The organism is Streptomyces incarnatus, assembly GCF_001027185.1.
Lineage (GTDB): Bacteria > Actinomycetota > Actinomycetes > Streptomycetales > Streptomycetaceae > Streptomyces > Streptomyces puniciscabiei.
In genome coordinates this window covers 4881098-4906221 of the sequence record NZ_CP011497.1, presented here as the reverse complement: position 1 = coordinate 4906221, position 25124 = coordinate 4881098, and the positions used below count along the sequence as shown (strand labels likewise).

Annotated in this window: 20 protein-coding genes, 1 tRNA gene and 2 pseudogenes; 16 read left to right on the top strand and 7 right to left on the bottom strand. The window is 70.7% G+C overall.

Translation table 11 applies throughout. The annotated features are described in order from the left end of the window. The first annotated feature begins 240 nt into the window (after positions 1–240). Both ABB07_RS22120 and ABB07_RS22115 read left to right on the top strand, forming a co-directional pair. A complete protein-coding gene (locus tag ABB07_RS22120; RefSeq protein WP_208900332.1) occupies positions 241–1851 on the top strand; it encodes an IclR family transcriptional regulator domain-containing protein in 1611 nt (536 codons plus the stop codon). 75 nt (positions 1852–1926) lie between these two features. After that, positions 1927–1999, top strand: a tRNA-Arg gene (locus tag ABB07_RS22115). A 1316-nt stretch (positions 2000–3315) separates the two neighbouring features. On the opposite strand, the pseudogene ABB07_RS22110 reads toward ABB07_RS22115, so the two are convergent. Continuing rightward, a pseudogene (locus ABB07_RS22110) lies at positions 3316–4444 on the bottom strand (tyrosine-type recombinase/integrase). A gap of 173 nt (positions 4445–4617) precedes the next feature. Between ABB07_RS22110 and ABB07_RS22105 the strand changes: the two are divergent. The 3 genes from ABB07_RS22105 (at position 4618) to ABB07_RS22095 (ending at position 8970) form a co-directional block, all read left to right on the top strand. Then, positions 4618–5427: a hypothetical protein gene (locus ABB07_RS22105; protein ID WP_244189466.1), complete on the top strand. Its 810-nt coding sequence runs from the start codon at positions 4618–4620 to the stop codon at positions 5425–5427. Between the two features lie 230 nt (positions 5428–5657). Continuing rightward, the gene (locus ABB07_RS22100) at positions 5658–7661 is read left to right on the top strand and encodes a trypsin-like serine peptidase (RefSeq protein WP_244189465.1); all 2004 of its coding nucleotides are present in this window, start codon (positions 5658–5660) and stop codon (positions 7659–7661) included. 571 nt (positions 7662–8232) lie between these two features. Next, complete coding sequence (locus ABB07_RS22095; RefSeq protein WP_208900330.1) at positions 8233–8970, top strand: alpha/beta fold hydrolase; 738 nt, start codon at positions 8233–8235, stop codon at positions 8968–8970. Between the two features lie 641 nt (positions 8971–9611). On the opposite strand, the gene ABB07_RS22090 is transcribed toward ABB07_RS22095, so the two are convergent. After that, complete coding sequence (locus ABB07_RS22090) at positions 9612–10703, bottom strand: bile acid:sodium symporter family protein (RefSeq protein ID WP_208900329.1); 1092 nt, start codon at positions 10701–10703, stop codon at positions 9612–9614. 168 nt (positions 10704–10871) lie between these two features. Between ABB07_RS22090 and ABB07_RS22085 the strand changes: the two genes are divergently transcribed. From ABB07_RS22085 to ABB07_RS40945, 4 genes and pseudogenes are all read left to right on the top strand, one after another. After that, a complete protein-coding gene (locus tag ABB07_RS22085) occupies positions 10872–11708 on the top strand; it encodes a COG4705 family protein (protein ID WP_208900328.1) in 837 nt (278 codons plus the stop codon). 530 nt (positions 11709–12238) lie between these two features. Next, positions 12239–13534 carry a COG4705 family protein gene (locus tag ABB07_RS22080; protein ID WP_208900327.1) on the top strand — a complete coding sequence of 432 codons (1296 nt, stop codon included), beginning with the start codon at positions 12239–12241 and terminating at the stop codon, positions 13532–13534. A gap of 192 nt (positions 13535–13726) precedes the next feature. Then, the gene (locus ABB07_RS22075) at positions 13727–14233 is read left to right on the top strand and encodes an NUDIX hydrolase (protein ID WP_208900326.1); all 507 of its coding nucleotides are present in this window, start codon (positions 13727–13729) and stop codon (positions 14231–14233) included. 86 nt (positions 14234–14319) lie between these two features. After that, positions 14320–14886, top strand: a pseudogene (locus tag ABB07_RS40945) (methyltransferase domain-containing protein); the annotation flags it as partial. A 267-nt stretch (positions 14887–15153) separates the two neighbouring features. On the opposite strand, the gene ABB07_RS22065 reads toward ABB07_RS40945, so the two are convergent. Genes ABB07_RS22065 through ABB07_RS22055 form a run of 3 tightly spaced genes read right to left on the bottom strand, consistent with a single transcriptional unit; the run spans position 15154 to position 17928 of the window. Next, positions 15154–15951, bottom strand: a complete 798-nt coding sequence (locus ABB07_RS22065) for an ABC transporter permease (RefSeq protein ID WP_208900325.1) — start codon at positions 15949–15951, stop codon at positions 15154–15156. Next, entirely contained in the window at positions 15938–16885 is a 948-nt protein-coding gene (locus tag ABB07_RS22060; RefSeq protein WP_244189786.1) for an ABC transporter ATP-binding protein, read from the bottom strand. The genes ABB07_RS22065 and ABB07_RS22060 overlap by 14 nt, the downstream gene beginning before the upstream one ends. A gap of 11 nt (positions 16886–16896) precedes the next feature. Beyond that, complete coding sequence (locus ABB07_RS22055) at positions 16897–17928, bottom strand: hypothetical protein (RefSeq protein ID WP_208900323.1); 1032 nt, start codon at positions 17926–17928, stop codon at positions 16897–16899. Positions 17929–18008: 80 nt separating this feature from the next. Between ABB07_RS22055 and ABB07_RS22050 the strand changes: the two genes are divergently transcribed. The 3 genes from ABB07_RS22050 to ABB07_RS22040 all read left to right on the top strand — a co-directional run bounded on the left by ABB07_RS22050 (position 18009) and on the right by ABB07_RS22040 (position 19907). Next, a complete protein-coding gene (locus tag ABB07_RS22050) occupies positions 18009–18320 on the top strand; it encodes a PadR family transcriptional regulator (RefSeq protein ID WP_208900322.1) in 312 nt (103 codons plus the stop codon). After that, on the top strand, positions 18317–19075 hold the full coding sequence (locus ABB07_RS22045; RefSeq protein ID WP_208900321.1) for a hypothetical protein: 759 nt from the start codon (positions 18317–18319) through the stop codon (positions 19073–19075). Before ABB07_RS22050 ends, ABB07_RS22045 begins: the two co-directional genes overlap by 4 nt. A 97-nt stretch (positions 19076–19172) precedes the next feature. Continuing rightward, positions 19173–19907, top strand: a complete 735-nt coding sequence (locus ABB07_RS22040; protein ID WP_208900320.1) for a polyprenol monophosphomannose synthase — start codon at positions 19173–19175, stop codon at positions 19905–19907. Positions 19908–20047: 140 nt separating this feature from the next. On the opposite strand, the gene ABB07_RS22035 is transcribed toward ABB07_RS22040, so the two are convergent. Further along, on the bottom strand, positions 20048–20569 hold the full coding sequence (locus ABB07_RS22035; RefSeq protein ID WP_208900319.1) for a hypothetical protein: 522 nt from the start codon (positions 20567–20569) through the stop codon (positions 20048–20050). A gap of 118 nt (positions 20570–20687) precedes the next feature. On the opposite strand from ABB07_RS22035, the gene ABB07_RS22030 reads away from it, so the two are divergent. Both ABB07_RS22030 and ABB07_RS22025 read left to right on the top strand, forming a co-directional pair. Next, positions 20688–21305, top strand: coding sequence for a hypothetical protein (locus ABB07_RS22030; protein ID WP_208900318.1), 618 nt, complete (start codon positions 20688–20690; stop codon positions 21303–21305). A 106-nt stretch (positions 21306–21411) separates the two neighbouring features. Then, entirely contained in the window at positions 21412–22254 is an 843-nt protein-coding gene (locus ABB07_RS22025; protein ID WP_208900317.1) for a slipin family protein, read from the top strand. Here ABB07_RS22025 and ABB07_RS22020 read toward each other — a convergent pair. Continuing rightward, on the bottom strand, positions 22184–23389 hold the full coding sequence (locus ABB07_RS22020) for an MFS transporter (protein ID WP_208900316.1): 1206 nt from the start codon (positions 23387–23389) through the stop codon (positions 22184–22186). The two genes, ABB07_RS22025 and ABB07_RS22020, sit on opposite strands and share 71 nt — an antisense overlap. Before the next feature lie 90 nt (positions 23390–23479). On the opposite strand from ABB07_RS22020, the gene ABB07_RS22015 reads away from it, so the two are divergent. Continuing rightward, positions 23480–24445, top strand: coding sequence for an ArsR/SmtB family transcription factor (locus ABB07_RS22015; RefSeq protein ID WP_208900315.1), 966 nt, complete (start codon positions 23480–23482; stop codon positions 24443–24445). A 134-nt stretch (positions 24446–24579) separates the two neighbouring features. Continuing rightward, positions 24580–25068: a glutathione peroxidase gene (locus ABB07_RS22010; protein ID WP_208900314.1), complete on the top strand. Its 489-nt coding sequence runs from the start codon at positions 24580–24582 to the stop codon at positions 25066–25068. Positions 25069–25124 lie beyond the last annotated feature (56 nt).

Sequence of the window (25124 nt, the reverse complement as noted above, 5' to 3'; positions counted from 1 at the left end):
CCGAGCCATGCCGGGCCATGCCGGGCCGCGCCGCGCCGGATCGAACCGGACCGCGCCGTGCCGCGCCGGGCCCGCTCGGCCCCGTCCCGTGACTGCCGCTCGGCCCCGTCCGGTGACTGCCGCTCGGCCCCGTCCCGTGACTGCCGCTCGACGTGGCCCCGGGACTGCCCCTCGACGCGTCCCGTGACTCCCGCTCGGCGGTTTACCGTAGGCGTGCCCGAACGCCGTACCGGAGAGCCGATGCCCGCGAAGACCGCACTGGATGCCGACGCCCGTGTCGAAGCGGGGGAAGCGGTCGGGCCGTTGCTGCGCGGGGTAGGGGTGCTGCGGCGGCTGACCGAGGCGGGCGGCACGCTGAGCCCGAGCGCGCTGGAACGGGCCACCGGCCTCGCCCGCTCCACGGTCGACCGGATCACCGCGACGCTCTCCCGGATGGACTACGTCCGCCTCGACGGCCGGGACGTGGTCCTGGCCCCCTGTGTGATGGAGCTGGGCAACGCCTACCTGGCCGCCCTCCGCCTGCCCGCGCTGCTCGGCGCCCATGCCGACGCCCTCGCCGACGAACTGGACGAGTCGGTGTCGCTCGCGGTCGCCGACCTCGACGGCATCCGCTTCATCCACCAGGCCACCCGCCGCCGCGCGATGTCCGTCAGCTTCCGCATCGGCGACCTGCTCCCGGCCGAACGCACCGCCCCCGGCCCGCTGTTCGCGACCGAGTGGACCGAGCCGGACTGGACCCGCTGGCGCGCCCGCCGAGCCGCGGACCCGACGGACGCGACGTTCCCCTCCGTACCCCCACGGCAGGTGCCCGCCGACGACTCCGCCTTCCCGGCACGGGTGGAGCGGGCCCGCCGGGACGGCTGGGCCGTGGACGACCAGCTGATCGAACCGGGTCTGGTCGCGATCTCCGTACCCGTACGGCACCCGGGCACCGGCCACCTGGCCTGCGTGGCGAGCGTGGTCAGCCACACCAGCCGCCACTCGGCGACCGACCTGCGCACCACCCTCCTGCCCCGCCTCCGTACGGCGGCGGCGGCGATGGAATCCGAACTGCGCACGGCACCACCGCCCGAGCCCGGCCCGCCCCCCTCCGGCCTCGCGACCTGGACCACGGCGTCCAAGCACCGGCTGGGCCGGGACTTCGTGGAGTCCCTGGCACGCGGTCTGACCGTGCCGGCCGCGTTCGGCGAGGACCGCGCGGCGCTGTCCCTGAGCGAGGTGGCCCGCGCGACCGGCCTGGCCCGGGCCACGGCCCGCCGCGCGCTGCTCACCCACGAGCACCTGGGCCTGGTGTCGGCACACCCCGACCGCACCTTCACCCTCACCCCGCGCGTCCTCGACCTCGGCTTCCCGCCCCTGTCCCGGACCACCCTCCCCCGCCTGGCCGAGCCGCACCTGCGCTCCCTGGCGAACCGCCTGCATGAGCCGACCGCGCTGGCGGTCCTCACCCCCGACGGCACGGAGATCCAGTACACGGCCGGAGCGGGCGCGAGCCGCGTCCTCACGGTCCACATCACCGTCGGCGCGCGCCTGCCCGCCGCCGCGACCTCCCTCGGCCGCGTCCTCCTCGCCGACACCCCCTCCCCCCTCCCTCCGCCCCTCGCCGAGGTCCGCACCCGGGGCTACGCCCTGGTCGACGAGGAACTGGAGTCGGGCCTGCGATCCATCGCCGTACCGCTGCGGGACCGGTCCGGCCGTGCCGTCGCCGCCCTGAACGTCGCCACCCACGCGGCCCGCCGCACCCTCGAGGACTGCGTCCACGACATCCTCCCCGCGCTCCGCACCACCGCCGACCGCATCGAGTCCGACCTCCACACGGCGTCCCGCTTCACCCACATCCCCACGTCCTGAACCCCACCACACCCCACCCCACCCGCCCCTGATCCGGTACCCTGTGGACCGAGCGCCCACCAGGCGCCCACCCACGCCTTCGTAGCTCAGGGGATAGAGCACCGCTCTCCTAAAGCGGGTGTCGCAGGTTCGAATCCTGCCGGGGGCACAAGGGAAAAGGCCCCGGACCGATCATGGTCCGGGGCCTTTGACATCAACGGGGGCGGTCACTGACGACCTGGGCATCCCCGCAAGAGCCCGATCCATCTGGCTCATGGCTCGCGCTGCGCGCTAGAAGTCAAGCCGAGTCGCCCGGCAAGCATCGGTCGTCGATGTCGGCACACCAGCAAGTCTCACGGTCAGGGACCGCGAGGGCCGACGGTACATCGACGCCGTCACGCCACCCAAGCGCCACGAAGTGATCTCGCAGAAAAGCATCAGCTGCGGTCAGGGCCGCCCACGGGCTGTCGCAGCTCTGCGCTGCCTGCTCGTTGGTGCCGTCACAACCGCGCCCCGTCCACGTCCACGAAGATCGCCCCGGCACGCGGCTGACTTCTGCGCTTCCTCCGTACCTCTCTATAGAGAACGTCTCCGGCAAGGATTCCCCGGTGTCACCCGCTTGGGGCCACTTCTTCCGAGCAGCCTGCCGGGAGATCCCCCAGGCGAATCCGACGTGGCTGTAGCTAGCGCCCATTCCGCCAGCAGTCTGCGCCGTGTCCGCTGCAAGCTCCTGAATAGCTTCTTGCATGTACCGCAGCACACGCAGGTGAGCAAGCTGCCAGTCAGCGTATTGAGTCACGCTCGCCGGAGCAGTGTGGCCGTTTATCCTTGCCAACGGATTCCTGTTGCCCCATGGTGACAACCGTAGTTGTCACTCGACGGCAACCGGGCTGTCGGTTCGGTGCTAACGATCGCACTCCTGCGGCTACTTGCCAGTCGGGTCCTCTCTTCCGACTCCGCCGAGGAGGCATATAGCCGCAGCTCAGACGGACATGACTCCACCGGCTGAGCTCAGCCCTCCACTGGAACAGGTAGCGCCGATCCGTGAATCGACTTGCGCGTCTAAGTAGTTGCTCCCTGAGAGTCGGCGTAACAGGAAGCCCACGCCCACCGACATGGGTGCGGCGCTACGTCATGCGTTTCGATGAGGGAGTGGTCTCGTGGCCAGCCGCGTAAACGAACACCAAAAGCTGCCAACTAGCGGACGGCATCCGAACTCTGATGCGCCTACCCCTACAAGACCCATCTTCGATCTTCGATGCGGTGGCGTCCGTGTGACTGTGGAGCGCATCCCGTACAGACTGCTGGCGCTCAGCAGCACTGCATCGGCCTTTGCACTAGGAGCAAAAGACTGGTTCATTCACTGATCATCCGACCACAGTTGTTGTGCGATACGAGGCCACGTGTCTGAGCTTCGACAGGCACGATCGGAAGCCCCCAGCCTGAAAGGGCCGGGGGCTTCCCAGTGGACATCTGCGGCGACTACTAACTGCGCCGCCTCCTGAGCAGCCGGTCCATGTGGCTCATGGCCTCCCGCTGGGTGTCCTGAACCACGTGCGTGTACACGTCCATGGTGATGCTGATCTGGGAGTGGCCGAGGATCTCCATCACGACGCGGGGTGCGACTCCCGCCGCCGTGAGGAGGGTGGCCGTGCCATGCCGGGCGTCATGCAGCCGGATGACGCGGAGGCCGGCGGAGTGGGCGATGCGGGTGAAGGAGCGGTAGACGTTCCGGGGCTCAACTGGGCGGCCGGTGCGGGTGGTGAAGACGTAGGCGGACTCCTGCCACTTCTCCCCCGCCTTCGCGCGGGCAGCTGCCTGCCGCATGCGATGCCAGCGCAGGGGCGCGATGCAGAGGACGGGGAGCGGGACGGCACGGCGACGGCGGCTTTTCGGGTCATCGTCGTAGAGGATGCCGCGACGGCGCTGCGTCTGCTGGCGGACGTAGAGAACACGGTTGTCGAGGTCGAGGTCCGACCAGCGGAGGCCGACGATCTCTCCCCGGCGGATGCCCATGGCGATGGCGAGGACAAAGGCCGCGTAGAGCGGGTCCCGGCGGGACGCGGCCAGGAAGTCGAGCGTCTCGTCCAGAGTCCAGGGCTTCAGCCCGCGGTTGTCGGTGCGGGGCGGCTCGACGAGCTTGGCGACGTTGCGAGTGATCAGTTCTTCGCGGCAGGCGGAGGAGGGCCGAGCGCAGAACTCAGTGCGATTCCTTGGCGGTTGCCGCGGTGGTGTCCTTCTCCAGGCGGACGAGGAACCGGCGGACGTCGGCAACGCCGAGCGATTCGAGGCGCTTGGCCCCGAGGAGCGGGACCAGGTAGAGGCGGACGTGTGCCTCGTACTTGTCGAAGGTACTGAGCTTGCGCCGAGGCTTGATGACGTTGTCCAGCCAGTACGGCAGCCACTCCGAGAGCTTGGCCGACTTGGTGGGCACGGGCACGCCCTGGTCCACCTTGTCGAGCAGTGCCCGGCGCTTGGCGTCGCATTCCGCCCAGTCTCTAGCCAAGACCGAACTCGACGTCCCACCGTCGTAACCTCGGCCGTTAAAGATCCCTGGTTCCACGGTGTATTGAGCCCGTTCGCGTACTGAACCCAGTTCGTCGCCGATCTCGATCCCTGGTCGTCGGCAACCAACTGACCGCTCTTGCCCTCTTCCTGGTCGACTGATGGATGCGGCCTGACCAGCCCAGCCATCTCAGACCGAGGGGGAATTCCTTGTTCCGCAATGCAGTTGGGGCCGTGGGTGTCACTGGTCTTGCCGTAGCGGCCTTGCTGGGAGGGGCGGCAGTGGCATCGGCCGAGGGCGCGAGCCAGGCTCCCGGCGTCCGCCTGGAGTACTACGTGAATCAGAACCTCCCCCTGGAGGCGGGCGACGCCATCTCGTTCAGCCTTGAGGGCATGCCCCCGGGATGGGACAAGGTCGAGGTCACCTCGCCGGCCCTGCAGGAGCCGATCATCCTGACTCCCCTGAAGAAGGGGTCGGCGCAGTCGGTCCAGGTGGAGGCGCCGGGAACAGACCACCGCGTCCGCCCGGGCCTGCGCGCGGGCACCTATCCGGTCACCGCGACGAGCCACGGCCGTACCGTCGCCACCACGCAACTCAAGGTCCTGGCCGAGAACACTGCGCAGATCTACCGGTTCGTCATCGGTCCCAGGAACGCGTCCCCCGGCTACGGCACACCGGCCTCCCTCCGGCCGGGCAGTGACGTCCGGGTGGTCCTCACCGACCTGCGGCCCGCACCGGGGGAGAACTCCCTGACGGTCACGTCGCCCATCTTCAAGGGCCCCTTGACCATCAAGACGGACAGCCCGGACGACCCCGGCTGCAAATGCGACGACGGCGGCACGGTCTACGCGGGCCACGGACAGCTGCGGGGCGACGTACCCGGCGGCCGCTACACCGTGACCGTGGTCAGCCACCATGGGCAGCAGACCACGAAGCAGCACGTCGTGATCGCCGGCCGGCCCGTCGCGGACGGCGACGGCACGTCCTGGGCGGTCACCGGTGGCGTCGCGGCCACGGGGCTGGCCCTCGCCTCCGGCGGCGCGTTCGCGGTACGGCGCCGCCGCTCACGGAAGACCGAGCCCGCCGCGTAGCGGCGAACCCCGCGAACCCGGCGGCCGCGGACCGTCCGCCGGGCGGCCCGAGCGGGCACGGGTGGGCGGCACCGAACCGGTGCTCCCCGCCTTCCCCCGCCGTCCTCGCCACCCTCGCCTTCCTCGGCTTCCTCGGCTTCCTCGCCTTCCTCCGTTCTTCCTTCATTCCTTCGCTCCCTCCGGCCGCTTCCGGTCCGGAGGCAGTTCGTCCATGACTCAGAAAGCGCTCCTTGCATACCTCACACAGACGAATATCGCGCCTCGCGGTCCTCGCGGCCGGAACTGCCCTGTTCCTGACGGGAGGGGGAAGCCTCGCCCAGGCGCAGGCCAAGGTTGGGCACGCCACACCGGCGCCCCACCTGTCTCCGGCGACGGCGCCGTCCGGCGGACCGTCCGCGGATCCGTCCACCGGACCGTCCGCCGAACCCACGCCCTCGGTCTCCACCGGCCCCTCGACCCCGAGCGCCACCGGCGAACCCACGGCCTCCCCCTCGGCGAGCCCGAGTGGGTCCGCCGCGACCGAGACCGGCGACGACGGCTTTTCGGACGAGGACGCCATCCGCTTCTGGACGCCTGCACGCATGGCCTCGGCCACCGACCCGGCGCGGCCCGAGCAGCAGGCGGACCCGAGCGCCAAGGCCCGGTTGCGGCGGGCGGCTCCGGCCGATCCCGGCGTGGCGGCCGACATGCCGACCGCGGAGCACATCCTCGGCCTGCCGTCCGTCGGGACGATCTTCACCTACGACACCGACCCGACCACCCAGCGGATGCACGCGCACCATTGCTCCGCCAGCGTGGTGGAGAGCCCCGGGCACAATCTGATCCTGACCGCCGGGCACTGCGACGGGGGCAAGGCCGTCTTCGTCCCCATGTACGCCGCCGAACAGACGCTGGACAAGCAGCAGTTCGGGTTCTACCGGGTCGCCAGGTTCTTCACCGACAACCGGTACGTGCACGAGACCAAGAAGCCCATCTCCGACCTGGACTTCTCCTTCGGCAAGCTCGAGCCCTCGAAGAGCGGCAAGCAGGCGCAGGACGTGGTGGGCGCGAACACGCTGGTGCGGACTCCCGGTTACCTGAACAAGGTCACGATGGTCGGCTACCCCTCCAGCCACGACCCCGAGGACCATCCGGTGCGGTGCCCCACGCAGACGGAGGCGCTGCCCGGCTTCTACCAGATTCAGGCCAAGTGCCGTGGCATGTGGGGCGGTGTCTCCGGCGGTCCCTGGTTCTCCAAGGTGGACTGGAAGAAGGGCACCGGCGAGATCATCGGCAACACTGGCGGGTACTACGGCGGCGGCGACGACGCAAACGACGACTGGCTCACCTACAGCCCGATGCACGGCGACTGGTTCTTCCGCCTGTACGACGAGGCGAAGAACAACCAGGTCCCCCAGCACGGCACCACCTACGACCAGCCGCCGCTGCCGTACTCCATGGGCGGCGGTGAGACCTGGTCCCATGCCAAGCTGATGGCCTCGGGCGAGTACACCGGCGACGGCAAGGGCGACCTGATCGTGGTCTGGACCGACGGCGAGGTCACCCTGTACACCGGCGACGGCAACGGCGGCTTCACCGGCGAGCGCCGGCTGGCCACGCCGCACGGCATGTTCCAGAACGCCAAGTCCATCACCGGTGGGGACTTCGCCGGCGGCAACGGTTCGGACCTGCTGGTGGTGTTCGACTCCGGCGAGGTCAGGCTCTTCCCCGACGCCGGCACCAAGGGCGTGGACGGCGGGATCAAGCTGGCCGACGCCGGATCCATCTGGAGCCATGCCGACCAGATCACCGGGGGCAGCTTCGGCACCGCGAAGTACGTCAGTGACCTGCTGGTGCGCTGGAGCGACGGCGAAGTCACCGACTACACCGCGGTCGGCGACAAGGGTTTCGGCACCGAACACCAGCTGGAGAAGCCGAAGAGCGCCTGGAAGGACGCGACCCTGGTGACCGCGGGTGACTTCACCGGCGGCAACAACTGGGACACCCTGGTGCGCTGGTCCGACGGACATGTCTCCCAGTTCCAGGAGACCGGCCCCGGCGGCGCCGGCAAGGAGATCCAGATGGCTCCGGCCGGCAGCATCTGGTCCCACGACTCGGTGATGACAGCGGGCAGCTACGACTCCAACGGCTGGCCGGACGACCTGCTCGTCCGCTGGTCCGACGGCGAGACCACCATGTACACACACACCGGCGCCACCTTCGGCACCGAACACATGCTCGTCGCTCCGAAGTAACCGCCCCACAGCCGATGCGGATCCGGGTGACCCGAACCACCGGGCAACCCGGGTCCGCCCGCCGGGTGCCACGCCCTGCCGACGCGCTGGCCGCCACCACCGTGGGCGCGGCCGTGGCCACCGTGTGGGGGTGGGCGTGCTGACGGCGGCCTGGACCACACCGGCGAGTCCTCGCGCACACCCGTCTCGCCGCTGCCTACCCCGTCCCGCGCACGTTCGGCCTGCTCGCGGCCGCCCTACGTGCCCCGGCCGGCCGGCGGCCATCCAGCCACGCCGGGTCATGTCGGCGGCATGCCGTGCCCACCGTCGGGCCCGCGCCCACGACCGACCAAGGGGCCAGCAGCCAGCCGTGGCGACACGCTTCGACAAGAGGGCATACGTCTTTCACGGCACCGTGACCGTTGCTGCCGTACGCCTCTGGCTCCGTCCGTGACTCCCAAGGTCTCCAGTGGCTGCGTTTCGAACTGCTCAGAAAGACCCCGTCGCCACCCGGATTTAGGACAGCCGGTGTCCGCCATCGTGCCTAGCTTGGCGTCCAACAACGCAGGGCAATCGCGAAATGAGAGTGGCCATGGCAGAGATCGTTCTGGTTCCCGGGTTCTGGCTCGGAGCGTGGGCATGGGAAGAAGTGACACCGGAGCTGAGGGCAGCGGGACATGACGTCTACCCGCTCACGCTGACCGGCCTGGGCGACCGGGCAGCCGAGGCCACCCCCGATGTGGACGTCTACACACACGTAGATGACATCGTCCGTCTCATCGACGACAACGATCTGAGGGATGTAGTGCTGGTCGGGCACAGCGGAGCAAACCTGCCGGTTACAGGTGCCGCAGACCGGATCCCGGAGCGGATCGCACGGATCGTATATGTGGACGCCGGCCCACTGCCCGGCGGTATGGCTGTGATCGACTTCAATAAGCCCCAGATGCAGGAGGAGTGGCGCAAGCAGGTCGCGGAACAGGGGGACGGCTGGCAGCTGCCAGTACCGCCGTTCGACCCGGCAGCGGACCCGGTCAACTTGGCGGGAATCACCGACGAACACCTCACGCGCATAGTCAAGTTGGCCACACCTCAGCCATTCGCGACCGCCACTCGCCCCCTGAACCGGCCTCCGGTGCCGCCGGACGCGCACTGCTCGGTGATCGCCTCAACGTTCACTCCCGAACAGGTGCACATGCTGGCCGACACCGGCAACCCAGTCTTCGAACCGATGGCCGCAATGGACCTGCGCCACCTGCCAACCGGGCACTGGCCGATGTTCTCCCGGCCGATCGAACTGGCATCGCTGCTGGACGAGATCGCTCGCTGACCAGGGCTACGCTCGCCAGGAGCTCGCCTTGAGCCTTCCGAGCAGCCGCGCGACGCAAGGACCACCAGGCTGTCCGCACGACCCATCGGACACTGCCTAACCCAGGATGCCCTGCGTCGGGCCTTCAGCACAGCGGATGCCACCATGGCCGATCGCCGGCATGGGACAGCGCTATGACGGATTGCCACCGCCACAGGCTCGGAGGCTCGTTGTGCGAGTACCCACGACGCGGCATGCCTCGCGCTGGTCACCGTGTCGAGGGGCTCAAGGCCGTCCAGGTCCTGGTCCTTCGGCGGCGAGTGAACCCGCTGCTCAGTGCCTCATGCGTGAGCGATGCGTGAGCGGACTGCCTGGCACGAGGTGGCATGAGCGGGACCGAGTGCGCTGCCGCGACGCTCTGACCAGGGAGGTCAGCACAACGTGGCAGCGTCGGGCACCCACCGGCAAGGATTCGATCCCACTCCTGAAGCGGGTGTCGCAGCCTCGGCGGGCGGATCTCCCTGACGGGCAGCGCTCCGGCCAGCTTCACCCTGCTCGTTCCGGTCGGCCGTCACGGGACGGTGGAGGGTACGGCCTGAAGGCCGCCGGTCCGTGGCTCTCCGGCGGACATGGCCGCGGGCGAGGTGAGACGAGGCTCCCGTTCAGCCCGTCGGTGAAGGGCAGGCCGGGCGCCGCGCCCGGGGTCGTACGACACGGTTGGCAGCCGTTTTCTGGAGCAGGCCGTAGGCGAGGACCGGGAGCAGCAGGTGCGGTTTGTCGGGGAGGGCCGTGGTGAGCAGGACGGCGCTGGCGCTGCTGTTGTTCATGCCGCAGGCCAGGGTGAGGGAGGAGGCGGCGGGTGGGTCGAGCCGCAGCAGCCGGGCCGCGCCCCGGCCCAGCGCGAACGACAGAAGGCAGACCAGTGCCGCCACGATCAGCGCGGCACCGGTCAGCAGCGGGCGCGGGTGGGAGATGAAGGAGCCGAGGGCGCCGCTGGCGTTGACGTACGTCAGGAGGAGTGAGCCGGCGAGGGCCACGGGTGCGACGACTCGCAGTGCCTGGCCCGTCCATGTCGGGGGCAGGGCGATGCGGACCAGGATGCCCGTGGCACAGGGCAGCACGACGCCGGCGAGGGTGAAGCCCGCCCCGGTGGTGTGGAGGCTCGCGGTGAGGGAGTCGGGGTAGCCGCCGCTGAGCAGGGGGGTCAGGAACTGGATCACCAGGGGGGTGGTGAGCGGGCTGAGGAGGGTGGAGGCGAGTACCAGGCCCACCATGGTGGGCTGGTCGCCGTCGCCCTTGCCGGTCCACACGGTGGCGCCGGCGGCGACGGGCATCGTCACGATGAGGATCATCGCGGTGACCAGGCCGCTGCCGCCGTCGGTGTCGGGCGTCCGGTGCAGCAGGAACGCGACGAGCGGAATCACCAGCAGCGGGATCGCCAGGTGCAGCGCGAGCCCCGCGAGCAGCGCGCTCGGACGCCGCAGGACGCGGCCCAGCTCACGGACGGGGACCTGGAGCCCTGCCGAGAAGAGCACCAGCGACAGCAGGCACGGGGCGGCGGCCACCGGCAGGTGGATGAGTGGCCCGAGCGGCAGGGCATGCGTGTGGCGCAGCCAGAGGCCGGGACCCGGCACGAACAGGGCGCAGGCGTAGGACAGCAGCACGGCCCGGCCCAGCCGGCGCCGCAGCCAGGCGGTCGCGCGGTCAGTGGGCGCGGGGGCGGTGGGCGCGGGGGCGGTGGTCGGAGCGTTCAAGGCGGCCTTCTTCCGTCGCGTGGGCAAGGGAGGAACGGAGGGCCGCTATGCGGAGACTTCCCGTGTGCGTGCGCATGGCGCCATCCTGCTCGGACCGGATGGGCGGGGTGAGCGACGCGCGCCGGCAGTCAGGATGCGTTCAGGTGCCCGGTGGCACGGTCGGACGACGTGACCTACGAAACGTCTGAGAGCCGGGTCGCTCCGGAGGACGGCCAGGCGCGCCGTTCGCCTCACCGGCCGCGCGGAAACAAGGTGCCCGAGGTCACCGGCTCCTTCTGGATCGTCAAGGTGCTGTGCACGACGGTCGGCGAGACCGCGGCTGACCTGCTGAACGACAAGGCGGGTCTCGGGCTGACCGGTGTGCCGGTGCTGATGAGTGCCCTGCTGGCCGTCGTCCTGGCGGTGCAGTTCCGCCTCGGCGCCCACCGGCCGGGCGTGTACTGGTCGGCGGTGGCGCTGATCAGCGTCGTCTCCACGCTGATCAGCGACAACCTCACCGACATTATGGGGGTGCCGCTGGAGACGAGCACCACGGTCTTCGCGATCGTCCTCGCGGTCGTCTTCGTCGTCTGGTACCGGCGCGAGCGGACCCTGTCGCTCCGCCACATCGACACCACCAGCCGCGAGTCCTTCTACTGGCTGGCGGTGATGTTCACCTTCGCCCTCGGCAGCGCGGCCGGTGACCTGGTGTCCGAGCGCGTCGGCCTCGGCTACTGGCTGCCCGCCGTCCTGTTCGCGGCGGCCATCGCGGCGGTGGCCGTCGCGCACTTCGGGCTGGACCTGGACGCGGTGTGGAGCTTCTGGATCGTCTTCATCCTGACCCGCCCGCTCGGCGTGTCCCTCGGCGGCTACCTCTCCCAGCCCACCGGCGACGGCGGCCTCGGCCTGGGCACGGTGGTGACCAGCGTCGTGTTCCTCGCGATCATCCTCGGACTGGTCGTCCACCGCTCCGTCACCCGCAGGGACGTCGCCGAACCGGAGCGGACGACGGGGCACGCGGCCTGAGCCGTACGCCGCTTCGGAGGGGCCGGCCGCACGCGTTCCGGCTACATCGCCGACCGCCGGGCGAGGAGTGCCCTTCTGCTCGTGTGACCCGTTCTGCTCGTGTGACCCGTTCTGCTCGTGTGACGCGAGTGATCAACGGGCCTGCGAGTGATCAACGGGCCACAGTCAGGATGTGTTCAGGTTCCCGCTGGCACAGTCGTGCGGTATGACCCATGAAACGCCTGAGAGTCCGGTGGTTCCAGAGGTGGAGGGGCGACGCGCATTCGCACGCTTCTCAGGTTGAACTCCGGGACGAAGTTCCCGGAATTTCGGCCGACACCGCTCCCTGAGAGGCATCGGCGCCTCCCCGCCGGGCGGCGCAGGCAGTAAAGGCGTGTCCTGCGTCACATCTCATGACCCGGGGTGGCGCACCTTTTCCTCGGCCCGCGCGAGGCTCAAGGCCACGCTTGTCTACACGCGTGTAGACAGTTACCGTCCGCAGACGCGAGGGGCGCCCCCTCTGTGCTGCCACCCGTCCATGTGAGGATTGCATGACAACTTCGACGACTACCGCGACTGCTCGTCATGCCGCGGGCAGCCGCCTGTTGAACAAGGTGCCCGAGGTCACGGTCTGGTTCTGGATCATCAAGATCCTCTGCACGACGGTCGGCGAGAGTTTCGCCGACTACATCAACGAGACGCTGGGCTTCGGCCTGACCAACACGATGCTGTTGTTCACCGCGGTCTTCGCGATCGTGCTGGCGATCCAGTTCCGTACGAAGCGCTACGTCCCGTTCCCGTACTGGCTCACGGTGGTGGTGGTCAGTGTCACGGGCACGCTGTACACCGACATGCTCACCGACAAGCAGCACGTCGCGCTGTGGCTCAGCTCGACGGTGTTCTCGGTCCTGCTGGCCGTCGTCTTCGGAGTCTGGTGGCTGCGCGAGCGGACCCTGTCGATCCACAGCATCACGACCTTCCCGCGTGAGGCGTTCTACTGGCTGACCGTCCTGGTGACGTTCGCGCTGGGCACCGCCCTCGGTGACTGGACGCTGGAGCTGACCAACTGGACGCCCGCGCAGTCGGTGCTCCTGCCGCTGGGCCTCATCGCGTCGATCACCGCACTGTGGAAGTTCGGCGCCAACCCGGTTCTGTCGTTCTGGCTCGCCTACATCCTCACCCGGCCGCTCGGTGCCAACATCGGTGACTGGCTCGCCTCCCCGAAGACCGCGGCCAACCCCGGCGACCCGGTGGGACTCGGCCTGGGCACCTTCACCACCAGCCTGGTCTTCCTCGGCGCCATCCTGGCCACGGTCATCTACCTGACGATCAGCCGCAGGGACGTCGCCGAGGCCTCCGGGACGACGCACGAGCCGTCGGTCACCAACGCGCGCAGGGAGCGCGTCGCGCTCGGAGGCTTCGCGGTGATCGCCGCCGGCACCGTCGCGCTGATGATCTGGGCCCACAACCAACCCCACGTCACCTGCGACCCGACCGGTCAGAGCGAGACGATGCCGGCCTGCCCGAAGGCGGCCCTGACCGCCGACCAGACGACAGCGGCGGTGGCGAAGTACGAGAAGCTCGCCCAGACGGCGATCGCTCAGGACCGGGCCGGGACGGCCGCGGCCTCCCACGCCACCGTGCAGAAGATGCGCGACGACTGGGACGCCGACGCCACCTCGCTGCAGGCGGTCAACAACACGACCTGGACGCTGCTCGACAACCAGATGGACGAGGTCCTCAAGACGTACGCCATCGACCACGGCAACATCCAGCCGGCGCCGGCCGCCGAGCAGGAGAAGCAACTCGGCACCCTGCTGGGCGACCTCCGCAGCCACCGCTTCTGAGGAGGGTCCGGGACTTGGGTTGGTGGCCGGTCCCACGGGCCTGTACAGGACCGGTCACCAACCGCGCCGTACCGGCGCACCCAGGCACAGCGCCCTCCGCACCGGCCTCACCGCGGCCCGGCCGCCCTCTCCCTGCGCGGGAGAGTCAAGTCCTCCTCCTCACCATGTGATCCGTGGATAGCATCAGGGCCCATGACGCTGACGCGGCGGTGGACTTCCCGTGTTCTCCTGGTGGACGGCGACGATCGTCTGCTCCTGCTGTGCGGCCGTGATCCGCGCAGGCCAGGGGCACGATGGTGGTTCACCGTCGGTGGTGGCGTCGAGGACGGCGAGAACTATCCCCAGGCTGCCGTGCGGGAGGTCTGGGAGGAGACGGCGCTGTCGCTTCCCGTCGGGCGCCTGAGCCCCGTCGTCTGGACCCGGCAGGCGATCTTCAGCGTCGACGGCCATGTCATCGACCAGTACGAGGAATACCGCCTTGCCCGCGTCACGGCCGACGAGGTCCGCGGGATGAACGTCCGGACGCGGGAGGCCAGTTACGGGCATCGCTGGTGGTCGGCGGCGGAACTCGCCACCACCGCGGAGACCGTCCGGCCGAAGGGAATGGCCTCTCTCCTGCCCGATGCGCTGTCGGGCGTGGGCCTTGATCGAGCCCCTGTGCATTTGGGCGATTTCAACGAAGACACCGATCCGGAGTAGCGCATCGGTACGGTTCGAAGCGTCGAGCCATATGTTGTCGTGATACCAACCCGTATGGCCGACCGGGCAGTTGTTGACTGGGGCGCATGACATCCTCCGCGTTCGAGACGACCAGGCCCGATCCCGTCGGCTCTCTCGACCGGCTCGCCACCAGCGGTCTCGGCCGCTCCTACAAGCGGCGGATGCTCGACGAACTCGGCCTGCGTGCCGGACACCGGGTGCTCGACCTCGGCTGTGGCCCCGGTACCGCCCTTGAGGCGCTCGCCCAGGCAGTCACCCCGGCCGGTGCCGTCGTCGGCGTCGACCACGACCGGACCATGGTGGGCGCCGCGCGGGCCCGCACCGCTGGTGAGGCCGTGGTGGACGTCCGGCACGCGGACATCCACGACCTGCCGATGCCCGACCACACCGCCGACCGCGCCCGCACCGGCCGGGTCCTGCAGCACGTCGCCGATCCCCTGGCCGCGCTCGGTGAGATCCGCCGGGTCCTGCGGCCGGTCGGGCGGCTCGTCATGGGCGAGCCCGACGGGGAAACCCTCGCCGTCGACCATCCGGACAGCGACCTGACGCATGCCTACACCCGTCATGTGGCCGAACGGGTGGTCCGCAACGCCGGGGTCGGCAGGCAACTGGCGCGCCTGGCGGCCGAGAGCGGCTTCAGGGTGCCCACGGTCATCCCTGTCACACCTGTCTTCCGGGACGTCCAGGCCGCGGACAAGATCCTCGGCCTTGAACGCACCACCCGGCGCGCGGTCGAGGCCGGCCATGTCAGCGACCGGGCGGCGGAGACCTGGCTGAGCCATCTCGCGCGGGGCCCCTTTCTCGCGGCGGTGACGTTCTCCATCGTCTGGCCGAGGCATAGCCGCCCGTCGCATGGCCGTGCTCGTCGCGGAGCTCGGGCGTCGGGGGCGGAGCGGGTGTCACGCCGCGGGGTCCCGTCGGACGAGCACGAGGACGGCGGCGCCGGTGGCCAGGGTGATCGTGGCCACCTGCGCCACGATGCCGATGCCGAGGTGGGCGGTCCCCGAGGGGTCGAAGAGACGGGTCCAGTCCCGCCAGTAGTGCACGGGCAGGACGATCTGCACGGCGTGCAGGGCGTGCGAGCCGTTGAGGATGCCGGCTGCGATCACGAAGGCGACCACGGCGCCGAGGGCCTCGATGCCGCGGGGCAGGAGAAGTCCCAGGGTGAACGCGATCGTCGCGATGCTCAGCATGCACAGCAGGCAGTAGCCGGTCGCCGACAGGACGCGGGTGGCCGTCTCACCGCCGGTGAGATCCGGGGCGCCGATGATGTGGAACGGGTGCCAGCCGTAGACGGCGACGCCGGCGAGCACTCCGGCCGTCAGCACACACGAGGTGGCGATCGCGGTCACCACGGCCAGAGCGCCGAGCTTGGCCGCCAGCAGGCGTGCTCGGCTCACGGGCGCGACGTACAGGTAGCGCAGGGTTCCCCACTCCCGGTCGGACGAGGCGATCGCGGCGGCCGGCAAGGCCACCATGATCGGGAGGAGCAGCGGTTCGATGAACGCCATGCTCGCCATGGCGTGGTTGAGCGCGGAGTAGGGGGAGGCGCCGAACAGGCCGGTCTGACGGCCGTTGCGATGCCCGGCCTCGGATGCGTACGAAAAGGCGGACAGGACGGGGACGGCGGCCAGAAAGGCGAGCACGACGAGCGTGCGGATCCGCAGCAGCTGGGTGGTCAGTTCAACGCGCAGCATGCTCGCCGGCTCCTTCGGTCATGGTCAGGAACGCCTCTTCCAGGGACTTGCTCTCCTGCTGCACGGACGTGACGCCGATGCCCTCCGTGACCAGCGCGCGTACCAGGTCGCGGGAGTGCGTGCCGGGCGCGGTGACGACCATCTCGTCCCGCCGCGTCGTGACCGTCGCGACGCCGGGCAGTGCGCGCAGTACGGCGGCGGCCTGCTCGGTGTCGTCGACCTGGAGGCGGTAGGTGCCGGCGGCGCCGAGCAGTTCGTCCATCGGTCCGGCGGCGATCAGCCGGCCGTGGTTCATCACGACGACGTGGGTGGCCAGTTGCTGCACCTCGGCGAGCTGGTGGCTGGAGACGAGTACGGCGGCCCCGCGTCGGGCCAGCTCCCCCAGGTACTCGCGCAGGGCCCGAACCTCGCCGGGGTCCAGTCCGTTGGCGGGCTCGTCCAGGATCAGTACGTCCGGCTGCCGCATCAGGGCCTGGGCCAGCATCAGCCGCTGCTTCATCCCCATCGAATAGCCCTTGACCTTGCGGTCGAGCGCCCCGCCGAGACCGGCGAGGTCCAGGGCGTCGTCCAGCGCGGGCGGCGGCCATGCCTGCCCTGTCGCCGACCACAGGAGCCGCAGGTTGGCCCGGCCGGTGAGGTGCGGCACGAACGCCGGGCCGTCGATGAGCACACCGGCCCTGCGCAGCACGTCCGCGCCCAGGCGGACCGGTTCGCCCAGGATGCGCGCGCTGCCGGTGTCCGGGGACGACAGGCCGACCAGCATCCGCATCGTGGAGGTCTTGCCCGCCCCGTTCGGGCCGAGCAGCGCGCAGATCTGGCCGGCTTCCACGGTGAGGCCGAGCCCGCTGACGGCCTGCCTGCGTCCGTACCGTTTGGACAGCTCGCGGGCGCGGATCGCCGGTGTCGCTCGGTCGTGCGGTGTGGACGGTTGCATCGTCACGCCTTTCACCGGTGCTTGTCCGGTCGTCGAAGGGGGGCGGCCCCGCCGAAGCGGCGGCGTGAGCCGGAGACGTCGTACGGGAAGCAGGCGAGCAGGAGAGCGGCTGTGACCAGGGACGTGGCCAGACCCGCGCCGAGCGTGAGGGCGGCCAGGGCCGGTACGGACGTCAGCGTGCCCGTCCCGAACACCGGCCACAGTGCGTCACGGAACGCCGTCGCCACACTGATCGCGACACACCCGGCGACGGCCGATGCCTCGGCGATACGGCGTGCCCGGGTGCGCGGCGGCCGTGCGACGAATCCGGCGACCGCGTTGCTGATCACGCAGAACGCGAGGTCGGAGGTCGCCGTGACGACCAGGAACCAGGCGGTGAGCAGCGGATCCGTCCAGCCCTCGCCGATGGCCTGCGCACTGGTGAGGGCCGCCGCGGCCAGCGTGCTCAGCGTGACGAACACCGTCATCGTGTGACGGCGCACCCAGACCGCCGCGTCCGGACCGGCCCCGCGCCGCAGTACGGGAATCCGTCGGCAGAGGAAGACGGCGTCGCCGAGCCAGTCATGCCGCCATGGGCCGGCCGGGCCGTGCCCTCGGTGGCCTCGGTGGCCTCGCACGAGCAACACCGCAACGGCCACGGTGAGTACGGAGTTGACGACCAGCCCGCCGATCAGCACCGATGCCCAGGTCCCCGAGGACGCGGCAGGCGCCCTGGCGACGACCGCGGCCCACTCGGACACCACCGTGAGCCCGACCAGCGTGACCATCGCCCCCGCCGCACGCACCGTCTGCCGCACCCGGTCCACCCCGCCCGGCGCACGCCACGCGAGCAGCCGTGACGCGATCACCAGGGCGAGCATCGGCACCGCGAACTGAGCCAGGGACACCATCACGTCGTACGGGTCGTCCTGCCACGGGCTTGCCGCCCTGACCGACTTGTCCTGGGTCGCCAGCACCGTCAACGCCTCGAACACACCGGCCGCGCCGAGGCTCGCCCAGACCACGGCCGAGGAAGCCCGGCCGTTCTCCTTCACGTGTTCCATGAGCCGCCATAGTACGCGTCCCGTACTACGTGACAAGTAGTATCGCGGTTCGTAGTATGTGGATCGGAGGAAGGAGGCCCATGCACAGCAACGACGCCCAGATGCTCGTGCTCACCGTCCTCGCGGACGGCCCGCGGCACGGGTACGCCATCAACACCGCGATCGAGGAACTCACCGGCCGCAGACTCGGCCCCGGCAGCCTCTACGGCGCCCTGTCCCGCCTGGAGGGACGCGGGCTGATCCGGCCCGCGGACCAGGCGGCCGAGGCCCAGGAACGCCACCGCACCCTGCGGATCACCGACGCGGGCCGCGACCAACTGCGCGCCGAACTCGAGCAGTTGGCAAGGGTCTCCGCCGCCGGCCTGCGCGCGCTCGGGATCACCCCGGCATGAACGCGGCCACGGTGCTGACCCGGCTCTACCCACCCGCCGTACGCCAGCGATGGGGCGAGGACATCCGCCACGAGGTGTCCGCGTCGGGCATCCGGTCCTGGCCCGACACCCTCGCCGGGGCCGCGCGGCTGTGGCTGCACCCCGGCGACTGGCCCGAGACGTCCAGCGGACAGACCCGCCGCGTGCTGACCGTCGCCCTGTTCGCGCTCACCGCGGCCACCGGGCTGCTGCTGCGCTCGGCCGAACCCTCCACCACCCTCACGGCCGACCTCCACCACCCGCCGACCAGCCTGTGGCTCCTCCCGCTCCTGACCGGCATCGCCCTCGCCGCACCGCTGCCACCCCTGCACGGCGCAGCCCTCCGCCACCTGACCACCGCGGCGGCCCGGACCCTGGCGGCCCCGGCCGCCGCGGTCGCGGCCCTGTGCCTGACGGCATGGAGCGGCCGAACCGAACACCTCACCGGCATCACCGAGGCCGCCACGGTCACCTCCTACTGGCTCACCCTCGCCTTCGCCGCACTTCGCCTGTGCGTCCTCATCGCCCGCATCTCCCGCACCGCGCACCTGCCGAGCACACGCCGGCTGTCCACAGCCCTTTTGTGCATCGGCACCGGACTGACACTCGCGGCGAGCCAGAACCTCCTCGCCGCCACCACTCTTCGCCCCGGCTCCCTGGCCGAGAGCACGGCACTGGGCCTTCTGGCCGCCACGGCCCTCAGCGCCGGCCACGATCTACGGCAGAAGAGGGCATAGTCCCCAGCCATGGGAGTGCGACCAGCGCTCCGCGCACGCCGGGTGCCGGTATCGCCGAACCGTTCCCGGCCTCTGCCCCCTGACCCAGGAGTTGCCGATGAGCGCCGTGTCCCCGAAGGTCGTCGTCGTGCCGACCTACAACGAGCGGGACAACCTGCCCGTCCTGGCCGGCCTGCTCGCGGACCTGCCGGTGCCCAACCTGCACCTGCTCGTGGTCGACGACAACTCTCCCGACGGCACCGGCGAGGTCGCCGACAGACTCGCCGCCCAGTCACCGGACACCGTCGGCGTGCTGCACCGCACCGCCAAAGACGGACTCGGCCGCGCCTACCTGGCCGGAATGACCCGTGCGCTGGACGAGGGTGCCGACGTCGTGCTCCAGATGGACGCCGACCTCTCCCATCCGGCCTCGGCGATCCCGGCCATGGTCGACACCCTGCTGACGAAGGACGCCGCGGTGGTGCTCGGGTCCCGCTACGTGGCGGGCGGCTCGACCGCCGCCGACTGGCCGTGGCACCGCAAGGCCCTGTCGGCCTGGGCCAACCTCTACGTCAACGCGATCCTGCGGCTGCACGTGAAGGACGCCACCGCCGGATTCAAGGCATGGCGGGCCGGGACACTGCGAGCGATCGACCTGCCGTCGATCCGCAGCAACGGCTACTCCTTCCAGGTCGAGATGAACTACCGCACCGTCAAACAGGGGCTGCCCCTCCTCGAAGTGCCCATCCGCTTCGAAGAACGCGTGCAGGGCACATCGAAGATGAGCCTGTGCGTGCAGCTCGAATCCGCGCTCACTCCGTGGAAGCTCCGCTTCGGCGGCACGTTGAACTGAGACCTTGTGGTGCATGAGCCGGCGGGCCGCCACCGTCGCTCGGCGGCGGAACCGTGCCGTCGGCATCCGTCAAGTGCCGGACGGGCCAGGCACCGGACGGGGCGCCTCCAGGCGGCGTACGAGGGCAAAGTACCTGGCGATCAAGAGTGATCCGGGACCTGTCCCGCCACCCCGTCTCCAGGGGCCCAGGCGGACTCGACCCCGTGCCAGGCCGACGGTCCGCCCAGCGCCTGGACGAGGTGTTCCTGGGTGGGATCGAGTGAGCGGCGGGCCGCGTTGACGAACCTCAGGTGCGCCTCGTACAACCCGCCGTGGATCGGGCGGAGTTCCTCCAGATCCGACGGCTGCCGGCCATGGAACAGGATCGTGAACTCCTCGACGAAGCAGCAGATCCGCTCGGCCGCCGCCATGGCGTCCCAGCTTGCCACCAGGGACATCGACTGCAGAGCGGCGTTGAACGGGCCCCAGACGACGGCGGGTGCGCGTCTGTCGACGAAGGCCTCGCGGAGCTCCATCTCCACGGCGCCGAACGCCTGGAGGAATTTCTCGTAGGCAGCGGTCCGCGACTCCTGGAGCCACTGGCGGTTCTGGCTGCGCCGGCCCACGACGCCACCAGCGATGACGCCCACGACGGTGGCGGCTGGTGCGCGCCACGGTGCCACCCGGCCGGCTCATGGCGTCACACCCTGGACATGCCCGGAATGCCGTGTATGTCAGCTGTCGGTACGTTCGTCGCAGGTCGGTCGGCCGGCCGACGTCCGTGAGACAGAGAGAAGCGACATGCCCTCGCGTACTTTTGCCGTGGTCGGCGCCGGAGTGGGCGCAGCCGTCCTTGCCGCTGCCGGCATCACCTACGCCTCGACCGTCGGGGCCGGCTCTTCGACCGTCGCGTCCGCACCGGCGGCCCCGTCCGTCCATCGGGCGGCCGCATCCGTCCATCGGGCGGCCAAGCCTGCCCACCCGGCGGCAAAGCCCGTCTCCCCGGCGGCAAAGCCCGTGCAACGAGCCGCTCCTGCCGCGGCCTCGTCCGGCGACAAGGGAGCCGGCGGAGACAGGAGCGAGGGACGCGACGGCGGCGGGCGCGGCCATGGCCGTGGCCACGGGGACGGCGGGCGGATCTACTTCAACGACCGTGCGTACTCCGCCTCCGCCGAGGGCTGTATCACCACGGGCGGCGGACTGGGCTCCGGCAGCTTCAGCGTGTTCAACGACAGCCGGAAGTTCATCGAGGTGTTCCGGGGCTTCAACTGTGACAACGGCGGCCCGGTCGCCGTCGTCGGTCCCCACGGCGAGACCAGTGGCGTGGTGACCCGCACCGGCCACGAGGGCTTGTTCGGTTTCGGTGACGACGGTGTCGTGGGCAGTTTCCGGGTGATCTGCGACCGCGACGAGTGGTGACGGCGGGGCCGGAACCTTGACGCATTCATGACGCGGCGGCCGCATCCATCCGGCCACCGCCGGTGTCCTTCCCGGTGTCCGTGCCGTTGCGAGGAAATGGAGTGCCATGGAAGGCACCGTGGTGGCGGTCGTCGTGGTGGCGCTGTTGGCGCTGCTCGTGCTGAAGAGCGGTATGCGGGTGGTCAACCAGGTGGAGCGCGGGGTCGTGTTCCGGTGGGGCAAGGCCCTGCCGGGTCACCGGCAGCCGGGCATCACCTTCCTGATCCCCTTCGCCGACCGCATGCGCAAGGTGAACGTGCAGGTCGTGACCATGCCCGTGCCCACCCAGGAAGGCATCACGAAGGACAACGTGTCGGTGAAGGTCGACGCGGTCGTCTACTTCCGGGTGACCGACCCGCTGCGCGCGGCCGTCGAGGTCCAGGACTACGTCTTCGCCGTCGGGCAGGTCGCCCAGTCCTCGCTGCGCTCCATCATCGGCAAGAGCGACCTGGACGACCTGCTGAGCGATCGCGAGCGGCTGCACGAGGGGCTCGCCCTGATGATCGACAGCCCGGCCGCGGGATGGGGCATCCACATCGACCGCGTCGAGATCAAGGACGTCCAGCTGCCCGAGTCGCTGAAGCGGTCCATGTCGCGGCAGGCCGAGGCCGAGCGGGAGCGGCGGGCCCGGGTCATCACCGCCGACGGTGAGTTCCAGGCCGCACAGCAGCTCGCCAACGCCTCCAGGATCATGGCGGACACGCCGGAGGCCATGCAGTTGCGGCTCCTGCAGACCGTCGTCGAGGTCGCCGCCGAGAAGAACTCGACCCTCGTGATGCCCTTCCCCGTCGAGCTGCTGCGCTACTTCGACCGGGCCGCGCAGAAGCTCGACGCCGACGTCAGCGTGCCTCGGCAGCAGCAGGCCCAGGCTCCCGCGGCCCCGGCTCCGCAGAGCGCCGAGCAGCCGTAGCCAGCGCCAGCGTCACACCCACCGAGCCCGCCGCCATCACCGTCATCCCGGCGGCGGGCGAGGTGAGTTGGGCCACCGCGCCGGCCAGCGCGGCGCTCACCCCCTGCATGGTCAGCATGCCGGAGGAGTGCAGCCCCAGGGCCTGGCCGGCGAGTTCGCCGGGGGTCAGGTCCATCAGCCGCTCCTGCTGGACGAGGCTCGCGCCGAAGCCCGCGGAGGCGACCGTCACGCACACCGCCGCCACCGGCAGCGGCGGGTGCGCGCAGAACACCAGGTACGGCGTCGCCAGCAGGAGCAGCAGCGGGGTGGCCAGGCGGCGCCGTACCGCCGGCGGCAGCAGCCGGCCCACCGTCACATCGCCGGCGAACATGCCGAACGCCCCGCAGGCGAACAGGGTTCCGGCGGCGTGCGGCGCGTACGACACGTACAGGGACTCGCAGCCGACGACCAGGCCGTTGGGCAGCCACAGGCTCAGGTAGGTGAGGCGGCGCGGGCGGGCGGACCACAGCAGGGCGTTGGTGCGCCAGGTCGCCGACGGGGAGGGGCGGCCCCCGCTCCGGGGCGGGCGGGCGGTCAGGCCCAGGCGCAGGGCGAGCGCCGCCAGCAGGTACAGCGCCGCCGACAGCAGCAGGCACACACGCGGGGAGAGCGTCCCGAGCAGGGCGCCGCCGGTGGCGAAACCGGCGATCTGCATCAGCCCGCTCATCATGTTGAACAGCGAACGCCCCGGCAGATAGCCGTCCTTGGTGAGGATCTCGTTCAGCAGGCCCCAGCGGACCCCGCCGCCGAGCGAGGCCACGAGACCCAGCACCAGCACGACGCCGAAGACCGCGCCGACCGGCAGACCGGGCACCGCCTGCACCGCCGTACCGGCCGCGAAGGCCAGCGCGATCAGGGACAGCGCCGTACGCGGGGGCAGCCGGTCGGCGCCGGAGAGCAGGAAGGTCGCGCCGAGCACCTGGGCGAGCGACGGGCCGAACATGCTCACCGCGGACAGCAGCGGCGAGCCGGTGGCCCGCCACACGAGCGTGGCCAGGGCCAGCCCGCCGACGGTCTGCGCGGCGGTCTGCGCGGCCGAGCCGAGAAAGAGCGGGGTGAACTCCGGGGTGCGGAACAGGGATCGGTAGCTGGACATGCCGGGAGTCTCGGCGGGGCACCGCCGGGCTCGTTATTGTTTCGCCGCAGCGCGAAAGGTCGTACGGCCGTGAGGGGGAGGTGCGCCGGGATGGGGCTGTGGCAGCTCAACGCGGACACGCTCGCCCGCAGCCGGTTCGTCGTCTCGCCGCTCGCCGAGACCTTCGCCTGTCTGATGCTGCTGCACACGGCGGACGCCGCGCATCCCGGTGAGCACGCGTGGCTGCGCACCCATCTGCCCGCCTACCGGGCGCGGCTGGCGGCGGAGCCGGTCACGGCGCTGCTGGTACGGGCGGGGCTCGGCCGGGAGTGGATCGCCGACTTCCTGACCCCGGCACCCCGCGGCGACGAGGATTTCGGGGCCGAGGCCGCCCGGGTCCGCGCCACCGCGCCGGACGCGGCCCGCGCCCATCTGCGCACCGCGCTCGCCGGCCCGCTCCCCGCCGAGCTGGACCGCGACGACCTGCCCGAGCGGGCGGCCGCCCTCCTGGAATGGGTGTGGGAGGCGACCGTACGGCCGTCCTGGGAGCGGCGCCGGCGGGTGCTGGAGGCGGACGTGGTCGCGCGGACCGCGCAGGTGAGCCGGGGCGGCTGGGCGAGTGTCCTCGACGCGATCCGCCCCGGACGCACCCGCTGGCTCGGCGAGAACCGGCTCCAGATCAACCTGCACGAGTACCCGCCCCGGGAGATCTCCGGTGCCGAGCTGCTCTTCGTGCCGGTGACCGTGCAGCGGGCGGGCTGGGTCGCCTGGGACGACGGGGTGCGGTACGCGGCGGTCTACCCGTGCTCCGGTGCCCTAGCCGACGCGGGCACCAGGACCGTCCCGTCCGCCCTGGGCGCCCTGCTCGGTCAGGCCCGCGCCGAGGTTCTGCTCCTCCTCGCCTCCCCCATGAGCACCACCCAGCTGACGGCGGTGACGGGGCAGGGGCTGGGCTCGGTGGGGCGCCACCTGAAGGTGCTGCGGGAGTCGGGGCTGGTGGAGCGGCGGAGGGCGGGGCGCTCGGTGCTGTACGTGAGGACGGCGGCGGGGGACGTACTGACGGAGGCAGGCCCTTAAGGCTCTGGGGGGCACGACTGCCCGCAGGCTGAGCGCCCCGTAAGGGGCGCGGGGAACTGCGCGACCAGCCACGACGAAGCCGCAGCCGCCCGGCGGCCGGTCCCGGCACCCCGTGGGGCGTCTAGGCTCCCCACATGACCAACGTACTGAATGTCGAAATCGGCGCCCTCCAGGGCGGCCCCGCCGACCTCGCCCAATACGCCGGCAAGGCGGTCCTCGTCGTCAACGTCGCCTCCAAGTGCGGCCTCACCCCCCAGTACACGGGCCTGGAGAAGCTCCAGGAGCGGTACGCGGCGCGTGGCTTCACCGTGCTGGGCGTGCCCTGCAACCAGTTCCTCGGGCAGGAGCCCGGCACCGCGGAGGAGATCGCGGAGTTCTGCTCGGCGACGTACGGCGTGACCTTCCCGCTCACCGAGAAGGTCGAGGTGAACGGCGAGGGCCGGCACCCGCTGTACGAGCGCCTGGTGGGCTTCGCCGACGCCGAGGGGCACAGCGGCGACATCCGCTGGAACTTCGAGAAGTTCCTGATCGGGCGGGACGGCACGGTCGTCGCCCGGTTCTCCCCGCAGACCGAGCCGGAGGCGGACGCGGTCGTGGCGGCCATCGAGGCCCAGCTCGGCTGAGCACCGCTTGACCTTGCCCCTGGGGCAGGGCCGAGCGTCCCTGTCACCGGGCGGCG

Excerpts from the sequence above, each read along its gene's own strand:
- ABB07_RS22120 (WP_208900332.1), top strand. The coding sequence starts at position 241 with ATGCCCGCGAAGACCGCACTGGATGCCGACGCCCGTGTCGAAGCGGGG.
- ABB07_RS22095 (WP_208900330.1), top strand. The coding sequence starts at position 8,233 with ATGGCAGAGATCGTTCTGGTTCCCGGGTTCTGGCTCGGAGCGTGGGCA.
- ABB07_RS22080 (WP_208900327.1), top strand. The coding sequence starts at position 12,239 with ATGACAACTTCGACGACTACCGCGACTGCTCGTCATGCCGCGGGCAGC.
- ABB07_RS22075 (WP_208900326.1), top strand. The coding sequence starts at position 13,727 with ATGACGCTGACGCGGCGGTGGACTTCCCGTGTTCTCCTGGTGGACGGC.
- ABB07_RS22065 (WP_208900325.1), bottom strand. The coding sequence starts at position 15,951 with ATGCTGCGCGTTGAACTGACCACCCAGCTGCTGCGGATCCGCACGCTC.
- ABB07_RS22060 (WP_244189786.1), bottom strand. The coding sequence starts at position 16,885 with ATGCAACCGTCCACACCGCACGACCGAGCGACACCGGCGATCCGCGCC.
- ABB07_RS22055 (WP_208900323.1), bottom strand. The coding sequence starts at position 17,928 with ATGGAACACGTGAAGGAGAACGGCCGGGCTTCCTCGGCCGTGGTCTGG.
- ABB07_RS22050 (WP_208900322.1), top strand. The coding sequence starts at position 18,009 with ATGCACAGCAACGACGCCCAGATGCTCGTGCTCACCGTCCTCGCGGAC.
- ABB07_RS22045 (WP_208900321.1), top strand. The coding sequence starts at position 18,317 with ATGAACGCGGCCACGGTGCTGACCCGGCTCTACCCACCCGCCGTACGC.
- ABB07_RS22040 (WP_208900320.1), top strand. The coding sequence starts at position 19,173 with ATGAGCGCCGTGTCCCCGAAGGTCGTCGTCGTGCCGACCTACAACGAG.
- ABB07_RS22030 (WP_208900318.1), top strand. The coding sequence starts at position 20,688 with ATGCCCTCGCGTACTTTTGCCGTGGTCGGCGCCGGAGTGGGCGCAGCC.
- ABB07_RS22025 (WP_208900317.1), top strand. The coding sequence starts at position 21,412 with ATGGAAGGCACCGTGGTGGCGGTCGTCGTGGTGGCGCTGTTGGCGCTG.
- ABB07_RS22020 (WP_208900316.1), bottom strand. The coding sequence starts at position 23,389 with ATGTCCAGCTACCGATCCCTGTTCCGCACCCCGGAGTTCACCCCGCTC.
- ABB07_RS22015 (WP_208900315.1), top strand. The coding sequence starts at position 23,480 with ATGGGGCTGTGGCAGCTCAACGCGGACACGCTCGCCCGCAGCCGGTTC.
- ABB07_RS22010 (WP_208900314.1), top strand. The coding sequence starts at position 24,580 with ATGACCAACGTACTGAATGTCGAAATCGGCGCCCTCCAGGGCGGCCCC.